This window comes from Lysinibacillus sp. DFXJR4 (assembly GCF_057196045.1).
In genome coordinates this window covers 1-20,734 of record NZ_JBXUNW010000005.1, presented here as the reverse complement: position 1 = coordinate 20,734, position 20,734 = coordinate 1, and the positions used below count along the sequence as shown (strand labels likewise).

At 36.9% G+C, this 20,734-nt stretch carries 26 protein-coding genes; 7 read left to right on the top strand and 19 right to left on the bottom strand.

Going from position 1 to position 20,734, the window contains the following annotated elements; all coding sequences use genetic code 11:
• The first annotated feature begins 44 nt into the window (after positions 1 to 44).
• Positions 45 to 1,214, top strand: a complete 1,170-nt coding sequence (locus AC2CGN_RS12775) for an MFS transporter (protein WP_286923608.1) — start codon at positions 45 to 47, stop codon at positions 1,212 to 1,214.
• Between the two features lie 64 nt (positions 1,215 to 1,278).
• On the opposite strand, the gene AC2CGN_RS12770 is transcribed toward AC2CGN_RS12775, so the two are convergent.
• Complete coding sequence (locus AC2CGN_RS12770; protein ID WP_286923609.1) at positions 1,279 to 1,689, bottom strand: Asp23/Gls24 family envelope stress response protein; 411 nt, start codon at positions 1,687 to 1,689, stop codon at positions 1,279 to 1,281.
• A gap of 402 nt (positions 1,690 to 2,091) precedes the next feature.
• Between AC2CGN_RS12770 and AC2CGN_RS12765 the strand changes: the two genes are divergently transcribed.
• Both AC2CGN_RS12765 and AC2CGN_RS12760 read left to right on the top strand, forming a co-directional pair.
• Entirely contained in the window at positions 2,092 to 4,296 is a 2,205-nt protein-coding gene (locus AC2CGN_RS12765) for a hypothetical protein (protein WP_484514196.1), read from the top strand.
• 11 nt (positions 4,297 to 4,307) lie between these two features.
• Positions 4,308 to 4,928 carry a hypothetical protein gene (locus tag AC2CGN_RS12760; protein ID WP_484514194.1) on the top strand — a complete coding sequence of 207 codons (621 nt, stop codon included), beginning with the start codon at positions 4,308 to 4,310 and terminating at the stop codon, positions 4,926 to 4,928.
• A 346-nt stretch (positions 4,929 to 5,274) separates the two neighbouring features.
• On the opposite strand, the gene AC2CGN_RS12755 is transcribed toward AC2CGN_RS12760, so the two are convergent.
• Entirely contained in the window at positions 5,275 to 5,505 is a 231-nt protein-coding gene (locus AC2CGN_RS12755) for a hypothetical protein (protein WP_484514192.1), read from the bottom strand.
• A gap of 275 nt (positions 5,506 to 5,780) precedes the next feature.
• Between AC2CGN_RS12755 and AC2CGN_RS12750 the strand changes: the two genes are divergently transcribed.
• From AC2CGN_RS12750 to AC2CGN_RS12740, 3 genes are all read left to right on the top strand, one after another.
• Complete coding sequence (locus tag AC2CGN_RS12750; protein WP_429982282.1) at positions 5,781 to 5,978, top strand: hypothetical protein; 198 nt, start codon at positions 5,781 to 5,783, stop codon at positions 5,976 to 5,978.
• Positions 5,979 to 6,271: 293 nt separating this feature from the next.
• Entirely contained in the window at positions 6,272 to 6,619 is a 348-nt protein-coding gene (locus tag AC2CGN_RS12745) for a peptidylprolyl isomerase (protein ID WP_484514190.1), read from the top strand.
• Between the two features lie 635 nt (positions 6,620 to 7,254).
• Positions 7,255 to 7,476, top strand: a complete 222-nt coding sequence (locus AC2CGN_RS12740) for a hypothetical protein (RefSeq protein WP_429982284.1) — start codon at positions 7,255 to 7,257, stop codon at positions 7,474 to 7,476.
• A 151-nt stretch (positions 7,477 to 7,627) separates the two neighbouring features.
• Here the strand turns inward: AC2CGN_RS12740 and AC2CGN_RS12735 are convergent, their stop codons facing one another.
• The 13 genes from AC2CGN_RS12735 to AC2CGN_RS12675 form a co-directional block, all read right to left on the bottom strand.
• Complete coding sequence (locus AC2CGN_RS12735; RefSeq protein WP_484514188.1) at positions 7,628 to 7,750, bottom strand: hypothetical protein; 123 nt, start codon at positions 7,748 to 7,750, stop codon at positions 7,628 to 7,630.
• A 296-nt stretch (positions 7,751 to 8,046) separates the two neighbouring features.
• A complete protein-coding gene (accC, locus tag AC2CGN_RS12730; RefSeq protein ID WP_429985623.1) occupies positions 8,047 to 9,405 on the bottom strand; it encodes an acetyl-CoA carboxylase biotin carboxylase subunit in 1,359 nt (452 codons plus the stop codon).
• A gap of 12 nt (positions 9,406 to 9,417) precedes the next feature.
• Positions 9,418 to 9,912, bottom strand: coding sequence for an acetyl-CoA carboxylase biotin carboxyl carrier protein (gene accB, locus AC2CGN_RS12725; RefSeq protein WP_484514186.1), 495 nt, complete (start codon positions 9,910 to 9,912; stop codon positions 9,418 to 9,420).
• 199 nt (positions 9,913 to 10,111) lie between these two features.
• Positions 10,112 to 10,669 (bottom strand): SpoIIIAH-like family protein, encoded by a 558-nt coding sequence (locus AC2CGN_RS12720; RefSeq protein ID WP_484514184.1) that lies wholly within the window; start codon positions 10,667 to 10,669, stop codon positions 10,112 to 10,114.
• Positions 10,670 to 11,089: a hypothetical protein gene (locus tag AC2CGN_RS12715; protein WP_429982288.1), complete on the bottom strand. Its 420-nt coding sequence runs from the start codon at positions 11,087 to 11,089 to the stop codon at positions 10,670 to 10,672.
• A 207-nt stretch (positions 11,090 to 11,296) separates the two neighbouring features.
• Positions 11,297 to 12,208: a stage III sporulation protein AE gene (locus AC2CGN_RS12710; protein WP_286923619.1), complete on the bottom strand. Its 912-nt coding sequence runs from the start codon at positions 12,206 to 12,208 to the stop codon at positions 11,297 to 11,299.
• Positions 12,209 to 12,220: 12 nt separating this feature from the next.
• Positions 12,221 to 12,598, bottom strand: coding sequence for a hypothetical protein (locus tag AC2CGN_RS12705; RefSeq protein WP_283868607.1), 378 nt, complete (start codon positions 12,596 to 12,598; stop codon positions 12,221 to 12,223).
• A gap of 6 nt (positions 12,599 to 12,604) precedes the next feature.
• Positions 12,605 to 12,814 carry a hypothetical protein gene (locus AC2CGN_RS12700; RefSeq protein ID WP_012295089.1) on the bottom strand — a complete coding sequence of 70 codons (210 nt, stop codon included), beginning with the start codon at positions 12,812 to 12,814 and terminating at the stop codon, positions 12,605 to 12,607.
• A 116-nt stretch (positions 12,815 to 12,930) separates the two neighbouring features.
• Entirely contained in the window at positions 12,931 to 13,938 is a 1,008-nt protein-coding gene (locus AC2CGN_RS12695; protein ID WP_484514181.1) for an NAD(P)H-dependent flavin oxidoreductase, read from the bottom strand.
• A 202-nt stretch (positions 13,939 to 14,140) separates the two neighbouring features.
• Positions 14,141 to 14,698 carry an elongation factor P gene (gene efp, locus AC2CGN_RS12690; protein WP_283868609.1) on the bottom strand — a complete coding sequence of 186 codons (558 nt, stop codon included), beginning with the start codon at positions 14,696 to 14,698 and terminating at the stop codon, positions 14,141 to 14,143.
• 17 nt (positions 14,699 to 14,715) lie between these two features.
• Complete coding sequence (locus AC2CGN_RS12685) at positions 14,716 to 15,777, bottom strand: M24 family metallopeptidase (RefSeq protein ID WP_484514179.1); 1,062 nt, start codon at positions 15,775 to 15,777, stop codon at positions 14,716 to 14,718.
• 2 nt (positions 15,778 to 15,779) lie between these two features.
• Positions 15,780 to 16,214: a type II 3-dehydroquinate dehydratase gene (aroQ, locus tag AC2CGN_RS12680; protein WP_054771001.1), complete on the bottom strand. Its 435-nt coding sequence runs from the start codon at positions 16,212 to 16,214 to the stop codon at positions 15,780 to 15,782.
• A 67-nt stretch (positions 16,215 to 16,281) separates the two neighbouring features.
• On the bottom strand, positions 16,282 to 16,701 hold the full coding sequence (locus tag AC2CGN_RS12675) for a hypothetical protein (protein WP_484514177.1): 420 nt from the start codon (positions 16,699 to 16,701) through the stop codon (positions 16,282 to 16,284).
• A 171-nt stretch (positions 16,702 to 16,872) separates the two neighbouring features.
• Here AC2CGN_RS12675 and AC2CGN_RS12670 point away from each other — a divergent pair, with 171 nt between their 5' ends.
• Positions 16,873 to 17,805 carry a DUF1385 domain-containing protein gene (locus tag AC2CGN_RS12670; protein ID WP_286923623.1) on the top strand — a complete coding sequence of 311 codons (933 nt, stop codon included), beginning with the start codon at positions 16,873 to 16,875 and terminating at the stop codon, positions 17,803 to 17,805.
• Between the two features lie 310 nt (positions 17,806 to 18,115).
• Here AC2CGN_RS12670 and AC2CGN_RS12665 read toward each other — a convergent pair whose 3' ends face one another.
• Genes AC2CGN_RS12665 through AC2CGN_RS12650 form a run of 4 tightly spaced genes read right to left on the bottom strand, consistent with a single transcriptional unit; the run spans position 18,116 to position 20,476 of the window.
• Positions 18,116 to 18,841, bottom strand: coding sequence for an ABC transporter permease (locus AC2CGN_RS12665; RefSeq protein ID WP_484514175.1), 726 nt, complete (start codon positions 18,839 to 18,841; stop codon positions 18,116 to 18,118).
• Positions 18,838 to 19,563, bottom strand: coding sequence for an ABC transporter ATP-binding protein (locus AC2CGN_RS12660; RefSeq protein ID WP_484514173.1), 726 nt, complete (start codon positions 19,561 to 19,563; stop codon positions 18,838 to 18,840). The genes AC2CGN_RS12665 and AC2CGN_RS12660 overlap by 4 nt, the downstream gene beginning before the upstream one ends.
• Positions 19,553 to 20,020 (bottom strand): DUF3021 domain-containing protein, encoded by a 468-nt coding sequence (locus tag AC2CGN_RS12655; protein ID WP_429982293.1) that lies wholly within the window; start codon positions 20,018 to 20,020, stop codon positions 19,553 to 19,555. The genes AC2CGN_RS12660 and AC2CGN_RS12655 overlap by 11 nt, the downstream gene beginning before the upstream one ends.
• Positions 20,021 to 20,029: 9 nt before the next feature.
• The gene (locus AC2CGN_RS12650; RefSeq protein ID WP_313373019.1) at positions 20,030 to 20,476 is read right to left on the bottom strand and encodes a LytTR family DNA-binding domain-containing protein; all 447 of its coding nucleotides are present in this window, start codon (positions 20,474 to 20,476) and stop codon (positions 20,030 to 20,032) included.
• Positions 20,477 to 20,734 lie beyond the last annotated feature (258 nt).

Sequence of the window (20,734 nt, the reverse complement as noted above, 5' to 3'; positions counted from 1 at the left end):
AGACTTTGTTCTCATGTATTGTGAAAGATTAAAGGAGAAAAAATATGGATAAGAAACAAATTTTAACGTTAACAATTTTATTATCGAATCTATTCATTGCCTTTTTAGGCATTGGTTTAGTTATTCCAGTGCTACCTACTATTATGAATGAGTTACATATTTCAGGCTCAGTTGTAGGTTACATGGTGGCAGCCTTTGCCATTACGCAACTTATTGTATCTCCTATTGCCGGTAAGCTAGTGGATAATATAGGCCGTAAAGTAATGATTGTGGCAGGTCTTTTTATTTTTGGGCTTTCCGAGCTATTGTTTGGGATTGGTCGCACGATAGAAATTCTCTTTATCTCACGTATGCTAGGGGGCGTGAGTGCTGCCTTCATCATGCCAGCAGTAACAGCCTATATCGCTGACATTACTACATTATCACAGCGTTCAAAAGCACTAGGCTATATGAGTGCGGCTATAAGTACAGGGTTTATCATTGGTCCAGGAATTGGTGGATTTTTAGCTGAGATTGGTACGCGGATACCGTTTTATGCTGCTGGTATACTTGGTTTTGTAGCGGCAATCCTGTCATTGATTTTGTTAAAAGAACCGACACGTTCTTTAGACGACCAAGAAGCTGCACCATCTATTTTAGGCAGTGTGAGACGAGTAATTAGTCCGCTGTATTTCATACCATTTGTGCTAATTTTCGTGCTTTCCTTTGGTCTAGCGGCATTTGAATCGCTCTTTAGTTTATTTGTGGATCATAAATTTTCATTTACACCTTCAGATATCGCAATTATCATTACTGGGAGCGGGATAGTCGGTGCCCTTGCACAACTATTATTATTCGATTGGCTGACGAAAAAAATGGGTGAAATTAATGTTATTCGTTATTCACTCATCCTCTCTGCTGCTCTTACTTTTGCGATGACTGTTGTAAGTCATTATTTTGCAATCTTATTTGTAACATTCTTTATTTTCGTAGGCTTTGATTTAATACGTCCTGCCGCTACCTCTTATTTATCCAAAATTGCCGGAAACGAGCAAGGTTTTGTGGGTGGTATGAACTCCATGTTCACAAGCCTTGGGAATATATTTGGACCCATTTTAGGGGGCATCTTGTTTGATATTAATTTAAACTACCCCTACTATTTTGCAACAATCGTATTAACCCTTGGCGTTATCCTTGCTTTATTTTGGAGAAAGCCAAAGCATATTGAGCTATAATGTATTGCTAAAACATTTCCTATTTAATAGAAAAGGGCTGCCACTCTCGGCAACCCTTTTTTTGCTATTCATGTACAGCAACCTCTTCTTTTTCAAAGTGAATGCCAGTAATGTGTACATTCACCTCTGCTGTTTCAAGTGCAGTCATATTAAAAATTGCCTGACGAATTTGACTTTGTACTTCCTTCGCTACCTTTGGAATAGCATGGCCATATTTCACAGAACAAAATACATCAATGGCAATTTCACCTGTTTCTGTCACACCCGATTTAATGCCTTTATTGTGCACTTTTTTACCGAAGCGCTCAACAACACCCGTTGCAATATTACCACGAGTTGCAGCAATGCCCTCAACCTCATTTACTGCAATCCCAGCCACAACTTCGATTACTTCCGCTGCTACTTCTATTTTCCCAAGTTCTTCTTTTCCAGAAGGTGTTGGTTGTACGAAAGATTGTCCTACTTTCTCAGCCATACAAATATCATCCTTTCCCTAACACATCACAAACCAATGCTGTTCTTACGCTTATTATACTATAAAAAGGAAGGTTTGGCTGTCGAAAGCCGCTTTAGCCGATAAATTTAAAAAGTTGGGCGATAAAGCTTAATTTTTTTCGATAACTATAAAAATTCTATCAATCACATCAAATTATTTCTCTATAAAATAAAAAGAAAGAAATCTTTGAGTATTTCTTCACTTTAAAAGTAGAAATTCTATAAATGTAGACGGAAAAACCTCCTAAATACCAATCCCTAATAATGATGAATTTTAACTAATAAAGATTTTTTTAGGTAGGATGTTATATCGAAGAGGCATACCTCATATAGTGATTTGGTGAAAGCTTTGCTATCACAATTAAGTATAGGGGGAAGTACAGTGGAAAATGAACAAAATAGGTTATTGACAGCAACAGATTTACAAGATGGGGACAATACTCAAAGCTTTGCAGACAAGCTATATGAGCAGATTACTTCCGTTATTGGTGGCAGTAATGCAAATCAATTTTTTTGTATGAGCCTTCCCGGGACGTTAATTAGTGCCTCGCAGTATGCCTATGACATTGACAATAACGAACCGAAGCCTGCCTTTGTTAGAGCCAATGAATCAAAGCTTGTCAATAAATTATTTGATGCCTGTCAGATGACAGCCTCTGATAATGGGCGTCACTTATCAACCCAGTATAAAACCGCACTGGATATGCTTACGCCTAAATTAAATAGTAAGCTTTTCGAGGCAAAAAACAAACTGCGAGAAGTACTAATGACACCATATCCTTATAATTTTGGTGATGGCAAGCAGGATGTACTTACGCTTGAACAAGTATTCTACCGATTGTATAGCGATTATGTAGAGGCAAAGCAAGCATGGGCTGAAAAGCAGGTGGCAAAGAAAAATGAGCTTGCGAAAAAGTACCCAGAGCAGACAGCCGAAGACTACAAGCAACGTAATAATGAATTTTTAGATTGGTATGAAATAACAGCAGAGGCAGAAGTACTAGGAGTTGAGGAAAAACTCGGTAAAGTATTGAGTGTCTTTTCCCCAGGTGATATGGAAATTATTAATGGTATTTTAGATAGTGGTGTAGGGCGTGAGATTGCTGAGGCTCGTTCTACAATTGCCAATGTAGGGAAGATGAATCCTGATGGTGGACATGTTTATCCTGTACAGCTTTATCCAGAAAATTGGTTTACATTATTAAATACCTCCTTTACACCTGTTGACTTACTTGAAAGTCCTGCAGCGTTAGCACAGCAGTTGGCCCTATTAGTAGCTCAACGTAGCAATATTACAAGTAATATTAACTCATTTTTAGCGATTATCCCAGATGAAACAGAAGTACAAGCATTAAAAGAGGCTTATGAAAAAAGTGATACAGCGTTTAAAGCATCTCTTGAAGCACTGCAGAAAACGTATGCTAATACAACACTTGATATGTTAAAAACATTGGTCGATATAATGGCTTCCCAAGGATTACAGGAAGTTACAACCGTCCTACCTTCAACAGTTATGCGCATTTTTGGCGTTGAAAATGACAAAGTAAAAGACCTGCTTGACAAACTTAGTGCTAACTTTAAGGACTGTTTAACTGCACAAAATGATTTAATCGATAAGGCACAAAAGGCAACAAGCGCTGCGATGCAATATTTCGAAAAGAACAATAAGCTTCAATTCAAATCCATGCTCTCTCCATTACAGCAGCAGCTTGACAATACAAATCAAGACATTGAGGCATTAAAAGAGAAAATAAGACTTGCCACTGTTTTACAATCTTCAAAGGAGGCTAATAAGCAAGTGGATGAAAATGAAGTTGCACCAAATCATGTACCAGAAAACTTTACACAAATTATTCTCACATCAAGCTTAAAAGAAGCAAATCAAGCTTCCTCTTCCTATGCTTCAGCATCTTCCTCTAACTACGGTATATCCTTTTTCTTTGGAGGCTATTCCAGTAGCTCTAGCCATAAGGAAGCAATCAGTAATGCATTCGCTAGTAGCTCAGAGATGTCGATCCAAATTGGACTATCTGTGGCAAAGGTACAAATTGGACGAGAATGGTTTAATCCTGGAGTCTTTTTATTGACAGAGGATATGTATAATACATCGAGCAAATCCATTGCGCCATCGAAAGATTATCAAGATTTTTCAAAGGAACGCTTTAAGGAAATGAATCAATGCGTTTTCCCATGCTTCCCTACGGCATTTGTTATTGCGCGAGATGTTACTATTAAATTTACTTCTGCAACCGCTATATCAAATTCATTTGCACAAAGTGTTGAGGATCATTCAGCAAGTGGCGGAGGTTTCTTTATTTTCGGGGGAAGCAGATCTTCTTCATCATCCTCAGCCCAAAGTAATTCCAGTGTGCAATCCTCTGCTAATAGCGTAACGGTACGCTTTACGAATCCACAAATTTTAGGCTATTATCTTGAAGCAACACCGGCGGATAAAAGTGTCAGTATTAACAATACAGAGGCAAGCAGTAATACTGATTTCATCTCTATTTTTGAGTTCGTCACGAAATTCCAAGAAATGCTAGATGATTACAATCAAAAATATAACAAACAGACTTTAAACTTATAGGAGGAATGAGAATGTTTGCTAATATGCCAACGACAGTAGAGGGTGCTAAATTGCAATTAACACAGGAGCAGGAAGCGAAATTCCGAGTAGTTTATCGTAAAACAAAGGATGAGCAAGGTGCTTATTTTACTGATTTATGGAACCCAGAGATCGACTATACAGATAAATTTATCATTGTCCCTTTAAGATCGGTATATGATGGTGTAACAGATCCTCTTGCTATCGGTACAAAGTTTGCCAATGTGGAGGGTAGTACAGATGATCCAAAGCCTGGCGTGTCATCTTGGATTCAATTAATAAAAGCCTGTTTGCAAGATGAGTATGATATCACTACTTGTTATGCGGAGCATAATAAAATTTATGTAGGGGATTCACAAGATGAAAGTGATGATAAAACAAAGAAATTTTCCTGTGGTGGCACATTAGTAGGCGGTCATGTGATTTTACAAGCAACCAACTCAAGCCAAGTTAATAAAGGTAGTAATGTACACCTATTACCGATTTGTCACAAGCATAATACGTTTCGCTACACAGGTGGGACTGGCGCAGGCTACTATATGAAATTAGCGCGCCAAATGAAAGCAGTAAAATTAAAATCGTATTTTCAACTATCTGCATTAGTAGAGGAATAATCATAATGATTAGATACGGAATAATAAAAAGTGAATTATAATATAAAAGACCTCCTAGCTACTAAAGGTTAGGAGGTTTGACAATTAAGAATGCTAACCTCACTTTTTCTGCTACAATCAAAACTATATTTTTTCAAGAAACTTACATTACTTAATTCCCGATGCATTAACCTTACAAATAGAGCCATCTCAGAATGCTATTGGATACTCCCCTCTCCACCCTTCCATAATTGACAGTAGCGAAAGAAAGTGAAAAAATTCTCATAATCAAATGGAATGCGACATGCTCCCTTCCTATAATATTTTTTGTTTTGCATTTCTACTTTTAATCTACATTTTTATGAAATCAGCCATTACCCCTTTTTTCAAAAAACCAAAAGACTACTGTCAACATTAATAAAAGAACAGGAATCAAACCAATATACTTCCAAGCATTGTTTGCTCCAAAAAAATAATAAGAGGCAACTGGTATGGATGAAATTGTACTTATAAGCATCTGAACCCACGAAAGCTTAACTACTCCTAAAACGAAGGAAAAAATTACGATAACAAAGGAAACACTCCAAAGTATTAGCATTCACATCCTCCTTTCACTATTTAACATAACCTAAACGGAAAAAATCTTTTTTATTGTTTGTTCCGAATTCTCATCCTGAGCACATTTTCTTGATCACCTGTTATGCTTGCCTAAAAACACTAAATAATGGGGCATTTATTGGCTACTGTAATAGTGAATCTCACGTTTATATAATTACCACTTTTACCAACTTAGACTTTATAATGTTACAATTATCTGTAGATAAAATTTTCAGCTAGGAAGGAAAAAGGCAGTTCTTAAAAGGGAGAAAATTTATGAAGATTATATTATTTAAATTATTTATAGTAGTAACGTTTATCTATTGTTGTGGATTTATTATATTCGATTTCCCTTCCGATACATTTGTTATGCGTGCGGTTAAAGGTGTAATGTCGATGGTTTTTTCTTGTAGTCTACTGTTCTTTTTAATTAAAATTCTTGATAAGAAACAGAAAAAAGAGCTGAAAGAATAATGTTTTTGGATAATTATTTCTTTTCTAAATCAAAACCTTAGCCATCACATGCAATTTTAGAGCTTGTACATGAAAAAACACAGTCCTTTTGTTTAGGCTCTATAAATTTACAAGAACATTCCGTAAGCTTCATATGTAGCAACTGTTGGAAGTAACGGTGAATCTCATCCATTTCATTCTCACCCTTATTTTACCAATACATGATTTTCTATGTTACAATCTTAATGATGAAATTTTCAGTTAGATGAGGAGAGGCAGATGAAAAGGCATTGAAAAAAATTTTTTTAGTGTTTTTGTCAGTAATTTTATTAACATCATGTAATACATCAACGTTAAGTATTAGTGAAATTGAGATTGTTCCGGATAAAGTGCAAAAGGTAATTGATGATAAATATACGCTTCAAAAAATCAATGTAGTAGATAAGCATATTTCCTATATCGTTTTTCGCTCAAACGGAAAAGTTACAACAGATCTTGAAGCTCAAGGTGACACATTAATAGTAAAATTAGATGTTACGAATCAACAAGATAAAGCAATAACACAGCATGTCTATAAATTAACGTTAGATCCTAATATTGATACCATTGATATTCACATCAATGGTAAATCTACAACTATTGATAATTTAATAGGTATATAAGATGGTAAATGAGAGATAAAATTGATTTTGGACAACAAAAAGCAATGACTTAAACATTAGACGCCACATAGTATTTGACTCTATCGCTTGCTTCCTTGGCATTTTAACCGAGCATTTCGCTGGCGCCTTTCCTCTTTCCTGACACTCGTCTATCAATAGATGAACACGACAAAAAGTAGGCCCAAAATGTGCAGATCTAGCTGCAAAAATTTCTTTATATAACAAAACACTACCTATCCAAAATTGAACAAATTCAAATGGAGAATGCTGGGGAGAAACTATTCCTTGAGTAGATAAAAAAGGAGCTACCTCAAAATGACTTTAAGGCAGCTTCAAGCAGGCTACGATTATAAAGAAGTAAACACATCATTAATGATGAATCAGCGTTTATAGGTGCAGTTGGGCATTAGCTGCACTACTAGGATTTATGGCAATCCATGTAACAAAGTTCTGCGTAACATAATAAAGCACACCGACTTAATGATGAGCTATCGCAATCTCATCATAACTTTCTTTATAAGCTTACACTTCCCTACACTAATATTTGTAAATGTGTTTACAATATTTAACAAAACAGAAGGCTGATTATTCAGTTAAATGGGAAAATATTGGCGATTTGATAGGAGGTTGAACATATGAATGATAAGAAGAAAGGGAAATTACAGGTCGCGATAATAGTTTTAATGCTATTAATATTGGTTGCGGCGTTTGTTTTATTCTTCTTAGGTCATTATACTATGGCGTTTGTTTTATTTGGAATTTTTATAGTGGGTATTAATTTTATTAGTAATTGGTTAAAAATTAATAATGAAGACTACGTTTATAGAAAAAATTATAATAATAATAGTAAGTGGTAGTTACACTTAGGTACTCCTAAGCTTTTAACATGGTCTTTAGATCAATAAGAATGGGACTTGTGTTAATGATTGAATACTATATAAACAAGTCCTATTGTTAATGCTTCCTCAATTTCTCCTGTAGCTCCCACACATGACTTTGTAGCTACAATTAAACAACCTGTGTAAATGCTTTCCAGACTTCATTATCAATGCTCATCTGCTCGTTAAATGCCTCTAGTTCAATATATCGACTTTCAATGCTTTCTGATGGCACTAAGAAGTCATAAATCAAGTGACTTTTTTCAATATAAGCCTGCTCTATGTGCTTTTAAATGATTCCTGAATGTCTGATAAGTGTTTTTAGATAAGTGTAGCTTTACATAGTTTTCATCGTGCACGTTTGACCGTACCCTTAAAACTTGGTAGCTGTAAAGATTCTATCACATCCTCTAAATCAAAAATCCCTGTACACTGACCTTTTCTAGCCAAATAAAAAACCTCCTAACAATTGAATGTTAGAAGGTAATTTTATTGCGATATTTGAAATGCGTTCTATTCCCTATTCTATTCCTTAAATCTGCAAATCCATTACTTGCTTGTCCCCAAAACATCATTCTCTTCAAGGAACTTCGTATTGAATTGTGCTGATTTGAAGACGTCATTGTTCATCAATGCTTGGTGGAATGGAATTGTTGTATTGATCCCAGGACCAGATACTTCAAATTCGCTTAGCGCACGGTTCATTTTTGCAATTGCTTCTTCACGTGTGTCCGCATGAACAATTAGTTTTGCCACCATTGAATCATAATACGGTGGGATTGTGTAGCCTGCATATACTGCAGAGTCAATACGCACACCATAGCCACCTGGCGTTACATACGTATCGACAGTACCAGCTGAAGGCATGAAGTTTTTATAAGCATTTTCTGCATTGATACGGCATTCAATTGCCCAACCATTTAATTTTATATCATCTTGCGTGAAAGGAAGTTTTTCACCAGATGCGATTTTTAGTTGTTGTTGTACAAGATCTACACCAGAAATCATTTCTGTTACTGGGTGCTCAACTTGAATACGAGTATTCATTTCCATAAAGTAGAATTTATCTTCTTGGTAATCATAAATAAACTCGATTGTTCCAGCGCCTTCATAGTTACAAGCTTGTGCTGCTTTAACTGCAGCCGCTCCCATTTCAGCACGACGTTCAGAAGATAGAGCTGGAGATGGAGCTTCCTCTACTAATTTCTGCATACGACGTTGAACTGTACAGTCACGTTCACCTAAATGTACAACATTCCCATGACCATCTGCTAATACTTGGATTTCACAGTGACGGAAGTACTCGATGAATTTTTCTAAATATACGCCAGGGTTACCGAATGCTGCAGCAGCCTCTTTTTGCGTAATTTCGATGCCTTTTACAAGATCTTCTTCTGTACGAGCTACACGGATTCCTTTACCGCCACCACCAGCAGTAGCTTTGATGATCACTGGGTAACCAATTTTAGCAGCCCATTCTTTACCTGTTTCGATATCTGGAACAATACCAGTACCCGGAACAAGCGGAACACCTGCTGCCTCCATTGTTGTTCGAGCAACGTCTTTAATACCCATAATTTTAATGGAATCAGATGAAGGACCAATAAATTTAATGCCAGCATTTTCACAGGCTTCAGCAAAGTCAGCGTTTTCAGATACAAAGCCGTATCCTGGGTGAATACCATCAGCACCCGTTTTTTCTGCTACGCTCAGTAAAGCCGGGAAGCTAAGATAGGAATCTTTAGATAGCTTTGGCCCGATGCAATATGCTTCGTCTGCTAATTTCACATGTAATGCGTCTGCGTCTGCTTCAGAGTATACGGCAACTGATTGAATGCCTAACTCTTTACAAGCACGAATGATACGCACAGCGATTTCGCCGCGGTTTGCAATTAAAACTTTTTTCATGGTTTGCACTCCTTACTCAGCTTTTACAAGGAATAATGGTTGTCCGTATTCTACTAATTCGCCATCTTTAACAAGTACTTCAACGATTTCCCCTTGAACTTCTGCTTCAATTTCGTTGAATAGCTTCATAGCTTCTACGATACAAACGATTGTTTCGTTACCTACTTTGTCACCCACTTTAACATAAGCTGGTGAATCTGGGTTTGGAGCTTGATAGAAAGTACCAACCATTGGTGATACAACTTTATGTAACGATGGGTCGTTAGCTGTCGGTGCTGCTGGTACTTCTTCAGCTTTTGCTGGAGCTGCTGGAGCTACAGGTGCTGCTGGTGCAGATTGTTGTATAACAGGGGCTACTACTTCTTTTTTCGGTGCTACAGTTTCAGTAACAACAACACCATTCTTTTTTAACTTAACTTTTGCGCCATCTACTTCATACACGAACTCGTCGATTGAAGAAGAATCTACTAATTTAATGATTTCACGAATTTCTTGAATTTTGAACATTTCTAACTCTCCTTATGAAATAAAATCTACTACAAGCACTATTTTATATTTTTTTCGAACAATTTGAAATAGTTTAATGAAAATTAAGTAAATATGAACAAAATAAAAGGCTTTCCTTTACTAAACGAAAGCCTTTTCATTGCACTGATATATAACAAAGACTTATAATAAACAGAATATTCCTTTTTTTCTTTATCTTTTAATAGTTATTAGCATTGAATTTCACTTGAACATCATTTGCGCCTTCCCACTCCGTTTTTACTAAATAAATAATTTCATTTGCTTGAGATTTTGACAGCTCCTCCGCCATAACCGTAACAGATACTTTGTCACCGTCTGCTTTTACAAAAGCATCGGAATAGCCTAAAGATTTAATTAACATTTCTAGCATTGCTTCTGCCGACTCTTGTTTAATTAGACTATCAATGTCATTAAAGGCTTTATTTTTTTCATCAGCAGTGGCTTCTTGAGAAGCAATCTTCTGTGTTAATTGTTGACGAAGCTGACTTCTTTCATCACTCACTTGCATGCGCATTTCTTCAAACAAATGGCTCGGCGAGGAGACTTCCTGTGTGATACCCTCTTTCGTAGCCTCTTGATCTGTTACACCTGTAACGGCAGTTTGCTGTAAAGTATCATCAGTAAAAATAGTTAGTCCATTAAATTGTTTTGCTGGATCGACCAAATAATACACTGAAATTACTGCTACTAGACTTAATAATGTCATAAACCAAACTGTTCTTCTACGTACGCGCATTTACTTTTCCTCCTTATTTTCCATTGGAACAATAATTATTCGATGTATCGGTAACTGCATCACTTGACTGACAACCGCACGAATCTCATTTTTCACAAAGATATCTTTGGCACCTTCTGAAACAATGAGCAGCCCTGTTACTTCTTTCGTGCTTTGCTCAGTCCCTCGAAAATATTGGCTAAATAGTTTATTTTCGTCCTTCTCATCAGTCATCTCTCCGTAATAAAGATATACTTTAACCTCCCCAACACCTTGCATTGCCTTTAGTGTCTGTTCCAGTTTTTCTTCATTGGACGTCGGTGTTACTTGATTATTTGTGGAACTCGTTTGATACATTGGTAAAATGATGAAAATTCCTACGGAGGCGGCAATAAGCATTAAAATCATAAATGACGTTGTTTTTTTTCGAGCCTTTTCCACATCACTTGTACATTGCCTCCTTTCATCTTCTCTTTTTCAAGTGTATGTACGCTTGTTTCTTCCTATGAATTGATAAATGGAATCTTTAATAGCAATTGCAAAAATACTAAAGTAATCACCAGTTTTGTCAGTGAAATTATTTCTTTATCATCTGTCAAAAAGACAAATATCTGACATACAAAGAGCAATGCCAATAAAAGAATCAATCTATCTCCCCCCGGCCATAACTTGTACAAAAACGATGAGGAAAAAACAAGAAAACATAAATGAAAAAGCAATTAAAAATGATACTGCACATAATGTAAATAGAGATTTACTAACGTGATCTAGTAATCTGCATATATCATCAAAAGCAATCGGCTCTAAAATAGCTGCCAGTAGCTTTAACGAGTAAGCACTGATAACAAGCTGTACTGTTGGAATAAATGACACAGTAATAACGGCTATAAAGGCACTAATGCTACTAATTGAAGAGGAAAATTGTGTCATATGCTGGAACATTGAAAAACTATCAACGATAAAAGAACCTACCACGGGAATATTTTCTTCAATTAATTTTTTAACAGGCTCTGCAACCGCTGCATTCACACTAAATGCCGCTACTCCACTTGCCGACATTAAAATAACGTAGCAAATGACAGATGCAGAGACGATGCTCATAATGGTAAAACGGATTAATTCAGCAATTCTTGTAAAGGAAATTTCTTTCACAATGACACTACAAACATCAAATACAATGGCAAATAACACACCCGGTATCAGCCACTTACTACTAACTATTGTTAGGACTTGTACAAAAAAGAGCAAGAACGGCTGCCAGGAAGCAATTGCCGTAATACTACTTGATAACAGAAAACTTGAAGTAAGGATAGGATAAAATGCTGTAAATATGTGGGCAAGTCCCTGTGCTATTTCATCAATCAGTTGAAATGACTTCACTACGACAGGTCCTATTGTTGCGAGCACAATCAGAAAGAATAGTATTCTTGTCCCTTTTTCAAATGTAGGTAATAGCATATTCACGATTAAAATTATGATGACATAGCCACATAGTGTGAGCGTCATCTTCAGCAAGAGAAAAAATGGATCAATTAAAAATGACAGTATCTGCTCCTGCATGACCTTCGCCCCTTAGTTTAGCCGTTGTAAAATAGCAGACACCTCCTGTAAAACAGCCAAAAATTCTTTAAACCAATACAACAAAATAACAATCTTAACCCCATCAATGACAATGTTTCCGAGTACTTTATAATTTTGCTCTACAAGTAACATCGACACCCATTGCCCCACATAAAAAAGACTGGCACTTATGACAATCGCTTTTGCATATGGCAAAATAGCTAACGTCTCTAGCAGCTGCTTGATGAACGGCAATAAGAGTGTCGAGAACAACATACCGAACAATAAAAATGAAAACATTACACTTATTAGCGCATGGAGTGGCTGTATGACTTCTTTTATAAGTAATAATAAAAGCAGCATGACAACAGCAACGATGACAATTTCCATCTACACTTACCCTGAAGAGGTCAGCCATTGAAAGAATGTAAGGATTTCGTTAAAAAATAGACGTAAAAATCTCAACAATTCCGCTGTCATGTATAGATAAGCAATGAAAAAGAGGAAAAACGAAAATTCCTTTTTCCCTGTTTGGTCAAAGAAAACATGAAGAAGCGCAACTACTAGTCCCACTCCAGCGACTCTTAATACGTCTTGTAATTCCATACATACGCCCCCTCGTGTACAGCAATATATGTTGCAATCAATAAAAAAAGACCTCTATACATTTGTATAGAGATCTACTATTTAAAGACGAGTCGTATGAAAAAAATAACATACAATTATAGTAATTTTTCAATAATGCTTTTCACAGTGCCTGTCTGTTTTACTAAATAGCTTTTTTCACCCATCCACATGGATAGATATTCAGGATTCCCCTGTTCTGCACTTTCTTTACGAATCGTAGTCGTTAATTGATTTTGCAAAGGATAGGGCGCTACAGGTGCATCTTTCATTCGTTTTGTAAAATCATTCGCTAAGCCTCTTGCTGGTTTTCCTGTAAATGCACGAGTAATTGTTGTTTGCTGTGCTTTTGATTGGAGTACGGCATTTTTATAGAGCGGTGAAATTTCACACTCATCTGCCACTAATAAAGCCGTGCCAATTTGAACAGTCTGTGCTCCACTGGCTAAAGCTTTTTCTATATCTTCTTTCGAGACAATTCCTCCTGCAGCTATAATAGGAATAGAAATCTGTCCAACTACTTGCTGCAATAAGTCAGGTAATGTAATTAATTGCATAGGCTCTGTAAAGGAACCGCGATGACCTCCAGCTTCACCACTTTGAAGAACTACAGCATGCATCCCCTCCTGTTCCACACGCTTTGCCTCTTCTAATGTAGTGGCTGTACCGATAACAAATACCTTATTATCCTTTAAGCGTTGAATAACATCTGCTGAAGGTATGCCAAAAGTAAAGGAACAAACGGCGACATTTTCATCAAGAACGGCTTGTATTTGTCCTTCAAATACTTCCTTGGACATAACACTCTGTACAGGTGAAAGACCTAATTCATCATAAAATGGTTGTAATGCCATCCGAGCTTTTTGAAGGACTTCGATATCAATACGTGGATCTTCCTGCACAAATAAATTGACAGCAAAGGGCTTCTTTGTAAGCTTTTTTACTTCTTGGATAAAGTTTTTTGTTTGCTCTCCATCTAAATAACCCGCTCCTATTGAGCCTAAAATACCTTCCTCCGCACAGGCAGCAACAAATTTTGGTGATGTTACACCTGCCATTGGTGCTTGAATTATTGGATAAGGTATCCCTAATGTTGTTTGTAGCATAGCACTCACTCCTTACGTTTATTGTAACATTTCTGCCATGTATAACCATCAATCGGATGATAGAAACAATTGCTAAGCTAGTAAAAAAACATACAATGCCTCTATCGAATGGCACAAAAAACAGTTTTTTTTGCTTTATATGTATAAAAAACAAATAAAAACCTACTCTTTCGTTAAGAAAAGAGTAGGTTTTTTAAAGGCATTACGCACGAGAAACGTATGAGCCCTCTTCTGTATTGATAATTAACTTATCACCTTGGTTAACAAAGAATGGCACTTGTACAATAAGCCCTGTTTCAAGTGTAGCAGGTTTTGTACCACCTGAAGCTGTATCACCTTTGATACCAGGCTCTGTTTCTGTTACTTCTAGCTCAACTGTGTTTGGTAACTCAACACCTAGCATTTCACCTTGGTATGATTGGATATAAACTTCCATATTTTCTCTCAGGAATTTTAATTCATATTCAATAGCAGCTGAAGCTAGTTCAGTTTGCTCGTATGATTCTAAGTCCATAAATACATGCTCGTCACCTTGTGCATAAAGATATTGCATTTTACGGTTGTCAATTTGTGCCTTTTCAACTTTCTCACCAGCACGGAATGTTTTTTCATTCACTGAACCGTTACGCAGATTACGTAATTTAGAACGAACAAACGCAGCACCTTTACCTGGTTTAACGTGTTGGAAATCTAACACGCGATATAATTGGCCATCTACAATAATTGTAAGACCTGTACGAAAATCGTTTACTGAAATCATTTGTGTTCCTCCAAATTTTATAAAATAATAAGCTCTTTTGACGAATGTGTTAGCAGCTCATTACCAGTTTCTGTGATTAAGATATCATCCTCAATACGGACACCACCGATACCTGGTAAATAAACTCCTGGTTCAATCGTTACGGCCATCCCTGGCTCTAACACCGTATCTGAACGCATTGATAAGCCAGGACCTTCATGTACTTCAAGACCAATTCCATGTCCTAATGAATGACCAAATGCCTCACCATAGCCTTTTTCTTTAAGGTAATCACGTGCAATCGCATCTGCTTGGATGCCTGTTAGACCAGGACCTACCTTTTCAAGTGCTAATAGCTGAGAAGCAAGGACTGCATTATACATATCCACTAATTTTTCAGAGGGATCGCCAACTGCTACAGTACGTGTAATATCCGAAATATAGCCATTATATAATGCGCCATAGTCTAATGTGACAAAGTCGCCTTTTTCAATCACTTTATTTGTTGCAACGCCGTGCGGTAGTGCTGAACGAAGACCAGATGCAACAATCGTATCAAATGAGGACTGGGTTGCTCCTTGTTTACGCATGAAAAATTCTAATTCATTCGAAACCTCAAGCTCTGTTTTACCAGGCTTGATAAAGTCTAAAATATGTGTAAATGCGTGATCAGCAATTTCACACGCAACCTTAATAATATTAATCTCTTGTTCCGTCTTAATCAAGCGAATTTTTTCAATTAGCCCAGAAATCGGCACTAAATCAGCTTGAATCTTACTTTTATACAGTTCAAATGTGCCATAGCTGACAGTATCTTTCTCAAAGCCCAATAATTTAATACCCATATTTGTTACTTGCGTTGCAATTTCTTCAATAATCGTTGCCTCGTGCTGTACGATTCGGAAATCCTGTACTTGTGCAGCCGCTTGCTCTGTATAACGGAAATCTGTGATAAATACAGCATCATTTTGAGACACAATCGCTACGCCCGCTGTACCTGTAAAACCAGTCATATAACGACGGTTGTACCCGTTTGTAATTAAAATGCCATCGATGTTTTGTTCTTGAAGTGCCTTACGTAGCTTTTGCAATTTCAACATAATCAATTCTCCCTCTCAATAAATGTGCGTAGTGCCAGTTCATAGCCTTTCGTACCTAGTCCACAGATTTGGCCAAGGCATGCCGGAGCAAGATAGGAATGATGACGGAAAGCCTCACGTTTGTGGATATTTGAAATATGTACTTCGATAACTGGCACAGTGATTCCAGCAATGGCGTCATGTAACGCGATGCTTGTATGGGTATATGCACCGGGATTAAAGATAATACCATCATATTTTTCGTCCTCTGCTTCATGCACCCAATCGATTAGTACCCCTTCATGATTGGATTGACGAAATTCAACTGTAGCACCTAAAGAAGCCGCAAGATTTTGAACATTTTCTCTAACATCCTCTAATGTTTCATGTCCATAAATATGTGGCTCTCGTTTACCCAATCGATTTAAGTTCGGTCCATTTAAACATAATAACTTCACGCATCTTCGCCTCTTTCTATGTACTTGCCATTTATTTTATCATACACGACGTATACAGCAACTAATTTCATTTTTGAGCTGTATGTTCTTTCTGATGAAAATTCGCTGTTTCAAGCAAGAAACGCAGGAGACAAATAACGACCACCATAAAGGGAATCGATAATCTTTTAAAGGAGGAGAGCTGCATAGGCAAATCAAGAACGACCCACTCTAATGTAATCGTCACAAATAAACCAAGTAAAAATGAAGATAAAACAGCTGGAATAATATAGACATATCTCAACACAATAAATAATAAAAAGCCTATGATAAATAAACATAAAATAAGAAAACTCCAATGAAAGAGTTTTGAGCTTTCTTGAAAAAGCCCCAATTTCTTATAAAAACCTACTGGACTCCATTTAATAAGATGAAAGTAATGTAAGCCCTTTAAACACAATGCTAAAACAAGGGCACTGACAAGGGAAGTTATACTAGCTATTTTCAAATAAAATCCTCCTAATTTGTATACTTAATTGATTTTTAAATTGTTCATTATTTCCTTAACTGTACGAATAGTGTAGCCATATAGAAATTTTACTATGCGTAACTCTAGAGGTTTTTCATTAAATTTAGTACAATGGTACAGTTGAAATATATATAGAGAGTGGTGTTAGCCTTGAGCAATTCACCTGTATACGGGGGACAAGCACAATTAGAAGGTGTAATGTTCGGAGGAAAGGAACATACGATTACAGCCATTCGCCGTAACGATGATTCCATTGATTATTATCATTATAAAAAAGTTCAAAATCCTATTTTACAAAAGTTAAAAAAAGTTCCATTTGTACGCGGCGTTGTGGCGTTGATTGAATCTGCTGGACTAGGCTCACGTCATATGCAATTTTCAGGGGATCGTTACGACGTTACACCCGGTGAAGAAGAGGAGCATAAAGAAGAAGGCTCTAAGCTGCAAATGATTTTAGGCGTTGCCGTTGTTGGTATACTTTCCTTTTTGTTTGGAAAATTCGCCTTCACATTAATTCCTGTTTTTATAGCGGACTTTTTCTCAAAATGGATTGAGGGGAAAACTGGACAAATTCTACTTGAAAGTGGCATTAAGCTACTTTTACTATTAACCTATTTATATTTTATATCGTTAACTCCTATTATTAAACGAGTATTCCAATACCATGGTGCAGAACATAAGGTGATAAATTGCTATGAAGCTGGTATGGAGATAACAGTGAAAAATGTACAAGCTCAATCACGCTTACACTATCGTTGTGGTAGTAGTTTTATGCTATTCACTGTCTTTGTCGGCATGTTTTTATATTTTTTCGTGCCCACTGATCCACTATGGTTACGCATTTTGGACCGTATTTTATTAATTCCTGTTGTACTTGGTGTTTCTTTCGAAGTATTGCAAGCTACAAATGCATGCCGTAACCTCCCAGTATTACGCTTCCTTGGCTATCCTGGCTTATGGCTTCAATTATTAACAACTCGTGAACCTAAGGACGATCAAGTGGAAGTAGCGATTGCTTCCTTTAATATGCTGCTGCAGGTGGAAAAACAGCCAGAAATTGCAGCTACACTAAATCATGACTAAAAATCAATTTCGCCTTGGCGTAATTGCGTCCGGATTTTGAATTGTGCCCGCACAATTCATTCCTTTGAAAATCCGTGACATCCGCCGGAGGCTATATCTTCATTCAGTAGGTGTTTGGACAACTACTGAAAAGGAACCATAGCCGTATTCATTTCACCACCTATAGAGCTGGAGTCTTTTGTATCTGCCGCTACGCTTACGAGCATAAAACATCTGCCGCTATGCTTTCGATACAAAATACATTTGCTGAATGAAGATAAAGGGCAGTTCAAACTAGAAATAGTTCTAGCTTGAATGCCCTTTTTTCCGATTAGCCACGCATCTTACGTTTAAATAGTAGGATAGCGATTGCAAATATGATGATTGTGTAACCAATGACAATAACAAGTGGGATGAAAGCCTCTGTATAGCTTGTGCTTTGAATTGCACGTGCTGCACTCACAGCATGAACAAATGGTAAAAATTGTGCAATTGCTTGAAATGTACCACCAATCATATCAGGCTCGAACCAAGTTCCGCTAAACCATGTAGATACATTTACAAATATGGCAAAGATACCGCCAACCTGCTTATCCGTAAAAATTGTCCCAAACAATAAACCTAAGCCAATATAAAGTAAGGAGATAATCATAAGTACCCCCACCTTCCATAGAATAGAGCTATCCAGTGACAGCCCTAAAAACATGGCAGCAAGCAAACACAATATAATTTGTAAAAATGCAATAGATAACAAAGGCAGAACATAGCCTAGAATATAATCACCTGCTGACATGGGTGAGGCAAAGATGCGCATTAAAAAGGAGGAGCTTCTATCCTTCCCAAGTAGCATTCCTGAAAAAAGAGTAAGAAAGGAAAAACTAAAAACAATAACACCTGGAGTTAGATTACTAATTTCATAGAAGGCAAATGGCATATTTTTTTGCATAACTGAAAATAAGCCCATAAGCAGAATCGGTAAGCCTAAGCCAATTAACAATGTTACTGGATCACGAACGATTTCCTTATGATTTCTTGCTGCAAACACATTAGCCCTCAACATAAGCCCTCCTCTGTATATGCTAAAAATATTTCTTCCAAGGATGATTGTTTTGTTTCATGCATCAATTGTTGAATTGTGCCAAGCGCACATAGCCTGCCATGATGCATGATCCCTACACGATCTGCAAGCATCTCGACCTCTTCTAAATAATGAGTTGTTAAAACAATCGTTACCTTTCCCTTTAATCCGCTTAGTATTTTCCATAAATCATGGCGCGCACGTACATCCAGTCCTAATGTAGGTTCGTCGAGAAAAAGTATTTTAGGATTTGACATCATAGCCATTGCAATGCTTAATCGACGCTTAAATCCACCTGATAGTGTTTTGGCCTTGTCGTTCTGACGTTGTGAGAGGGCAAATAACTCCATATTTGCGTTCGCCCGTTCCCTTGCCTGTGTTTTGGAGCAACCATAAATTCGACCTAAAAATAGTAAATTTTCAAATACTGTTAAATTGGATGCAACTGCCGTTTCCTGTGGAGAAATATTCATAATCTTTTTTGCCGCAACCTGATTTTCAACGATACTTTTTCCATCCAATAAAGCATCACCATCTGTTGGCAACAAAAGTCCGCAAAGCATTTTAATTGTGGACGTTTTGCCTGCTGCATTTTGACCAAGAAGTGCAAAAAACTCACCTTGCTTTATGCTGAATGATAACTGATCCACTACTACTTTTTCGCGGTAACATTTGGTTAGTTCCTTTATTTCAATTGTCATGCAACTCACCTTCCTTTTTTAACATCGCATTAATTTGTTCAATATCACGCTTTGAAAATGTATATTGCAATAGCCATGTCATAACATATGTTCCTAAAAAACTTGCGAGTAAGGAGAACACATTTGCCATCGTCTTGGGCATCCATAACGTCATGACAATTGGTATCCAAACAATTGCCGTTACAGCAAAATGCACGATATATTGCTTTAACATCCCCCATCTGGCTATTTCAAAAAACTGTGCAGCTAAAGCAAATGTTATGCCAATCAAACCTGTTAGCAAAATCTGAGCGATAATAGCTATTGCTTCACTTGGGAAAAATGCTTGAAATTCTGGAACAACCCAAGCATAGCCCTCTTGTTCGATCCCCATTGCTACAAAAAATTGTACTAATAGTCCAAGGGTAACACCGATTCCAAATCCTCCTACAATACGTATCAGTATGTCTTTATGCACATTTTCACCTCATAATCCTAACTGCTTTTTAATTTTTGTGACGTAGCGCCTTGATGCATATGTGTTGATATTTCCTACTAGTTCAACCCCAATTGTCCCAGTTCTGCTAATATCCATGCGTTTAATCATATGGCGATTGACAATTTCAGCATTTGAGATTCGTACAAATATCTGCATATTTAGCCTTTCCTCCAGCTCATACAAACGTAAGCGTACCGTATAGATTCCTGTTAATGTTTGAACAAAGACCTTTTTCTGTTCCGTATAAATGCGGACGATATCCTGACAATTGACAAACTCAACCCCTCTATCTGATAACACCGATAATGTATGGATTCCTGCTGAAGCAATACAATGCATAAGATGTTCAATTTCATCTGTCATCTCTGCTGTATGAATGGTAACCTTTGGCTCTATACATTTAGGGTCAACGGAAACTTCTACCTTCAATATCATCACAGTCCTTTCTACCGCCTTCACTATAAATTTTTCCTTTAACAATGTAAATAAATTTTCGACGATTGGTCATTTTCCGAGGATAACTGGCTCGAAAACAAAAAAAGTTCCTAATCTTTTTTGATATTTTCTTAAAAAATCTATCTAAAAAAGCGTGTTTTGAATTAATCAAAACACGCTTTTTCATAGTGTTGAAAAACTAAATGGTCAAGGGACTCTTTGTGAATATTTAGTCAAAATGAAGGTGATTTCCGTTCC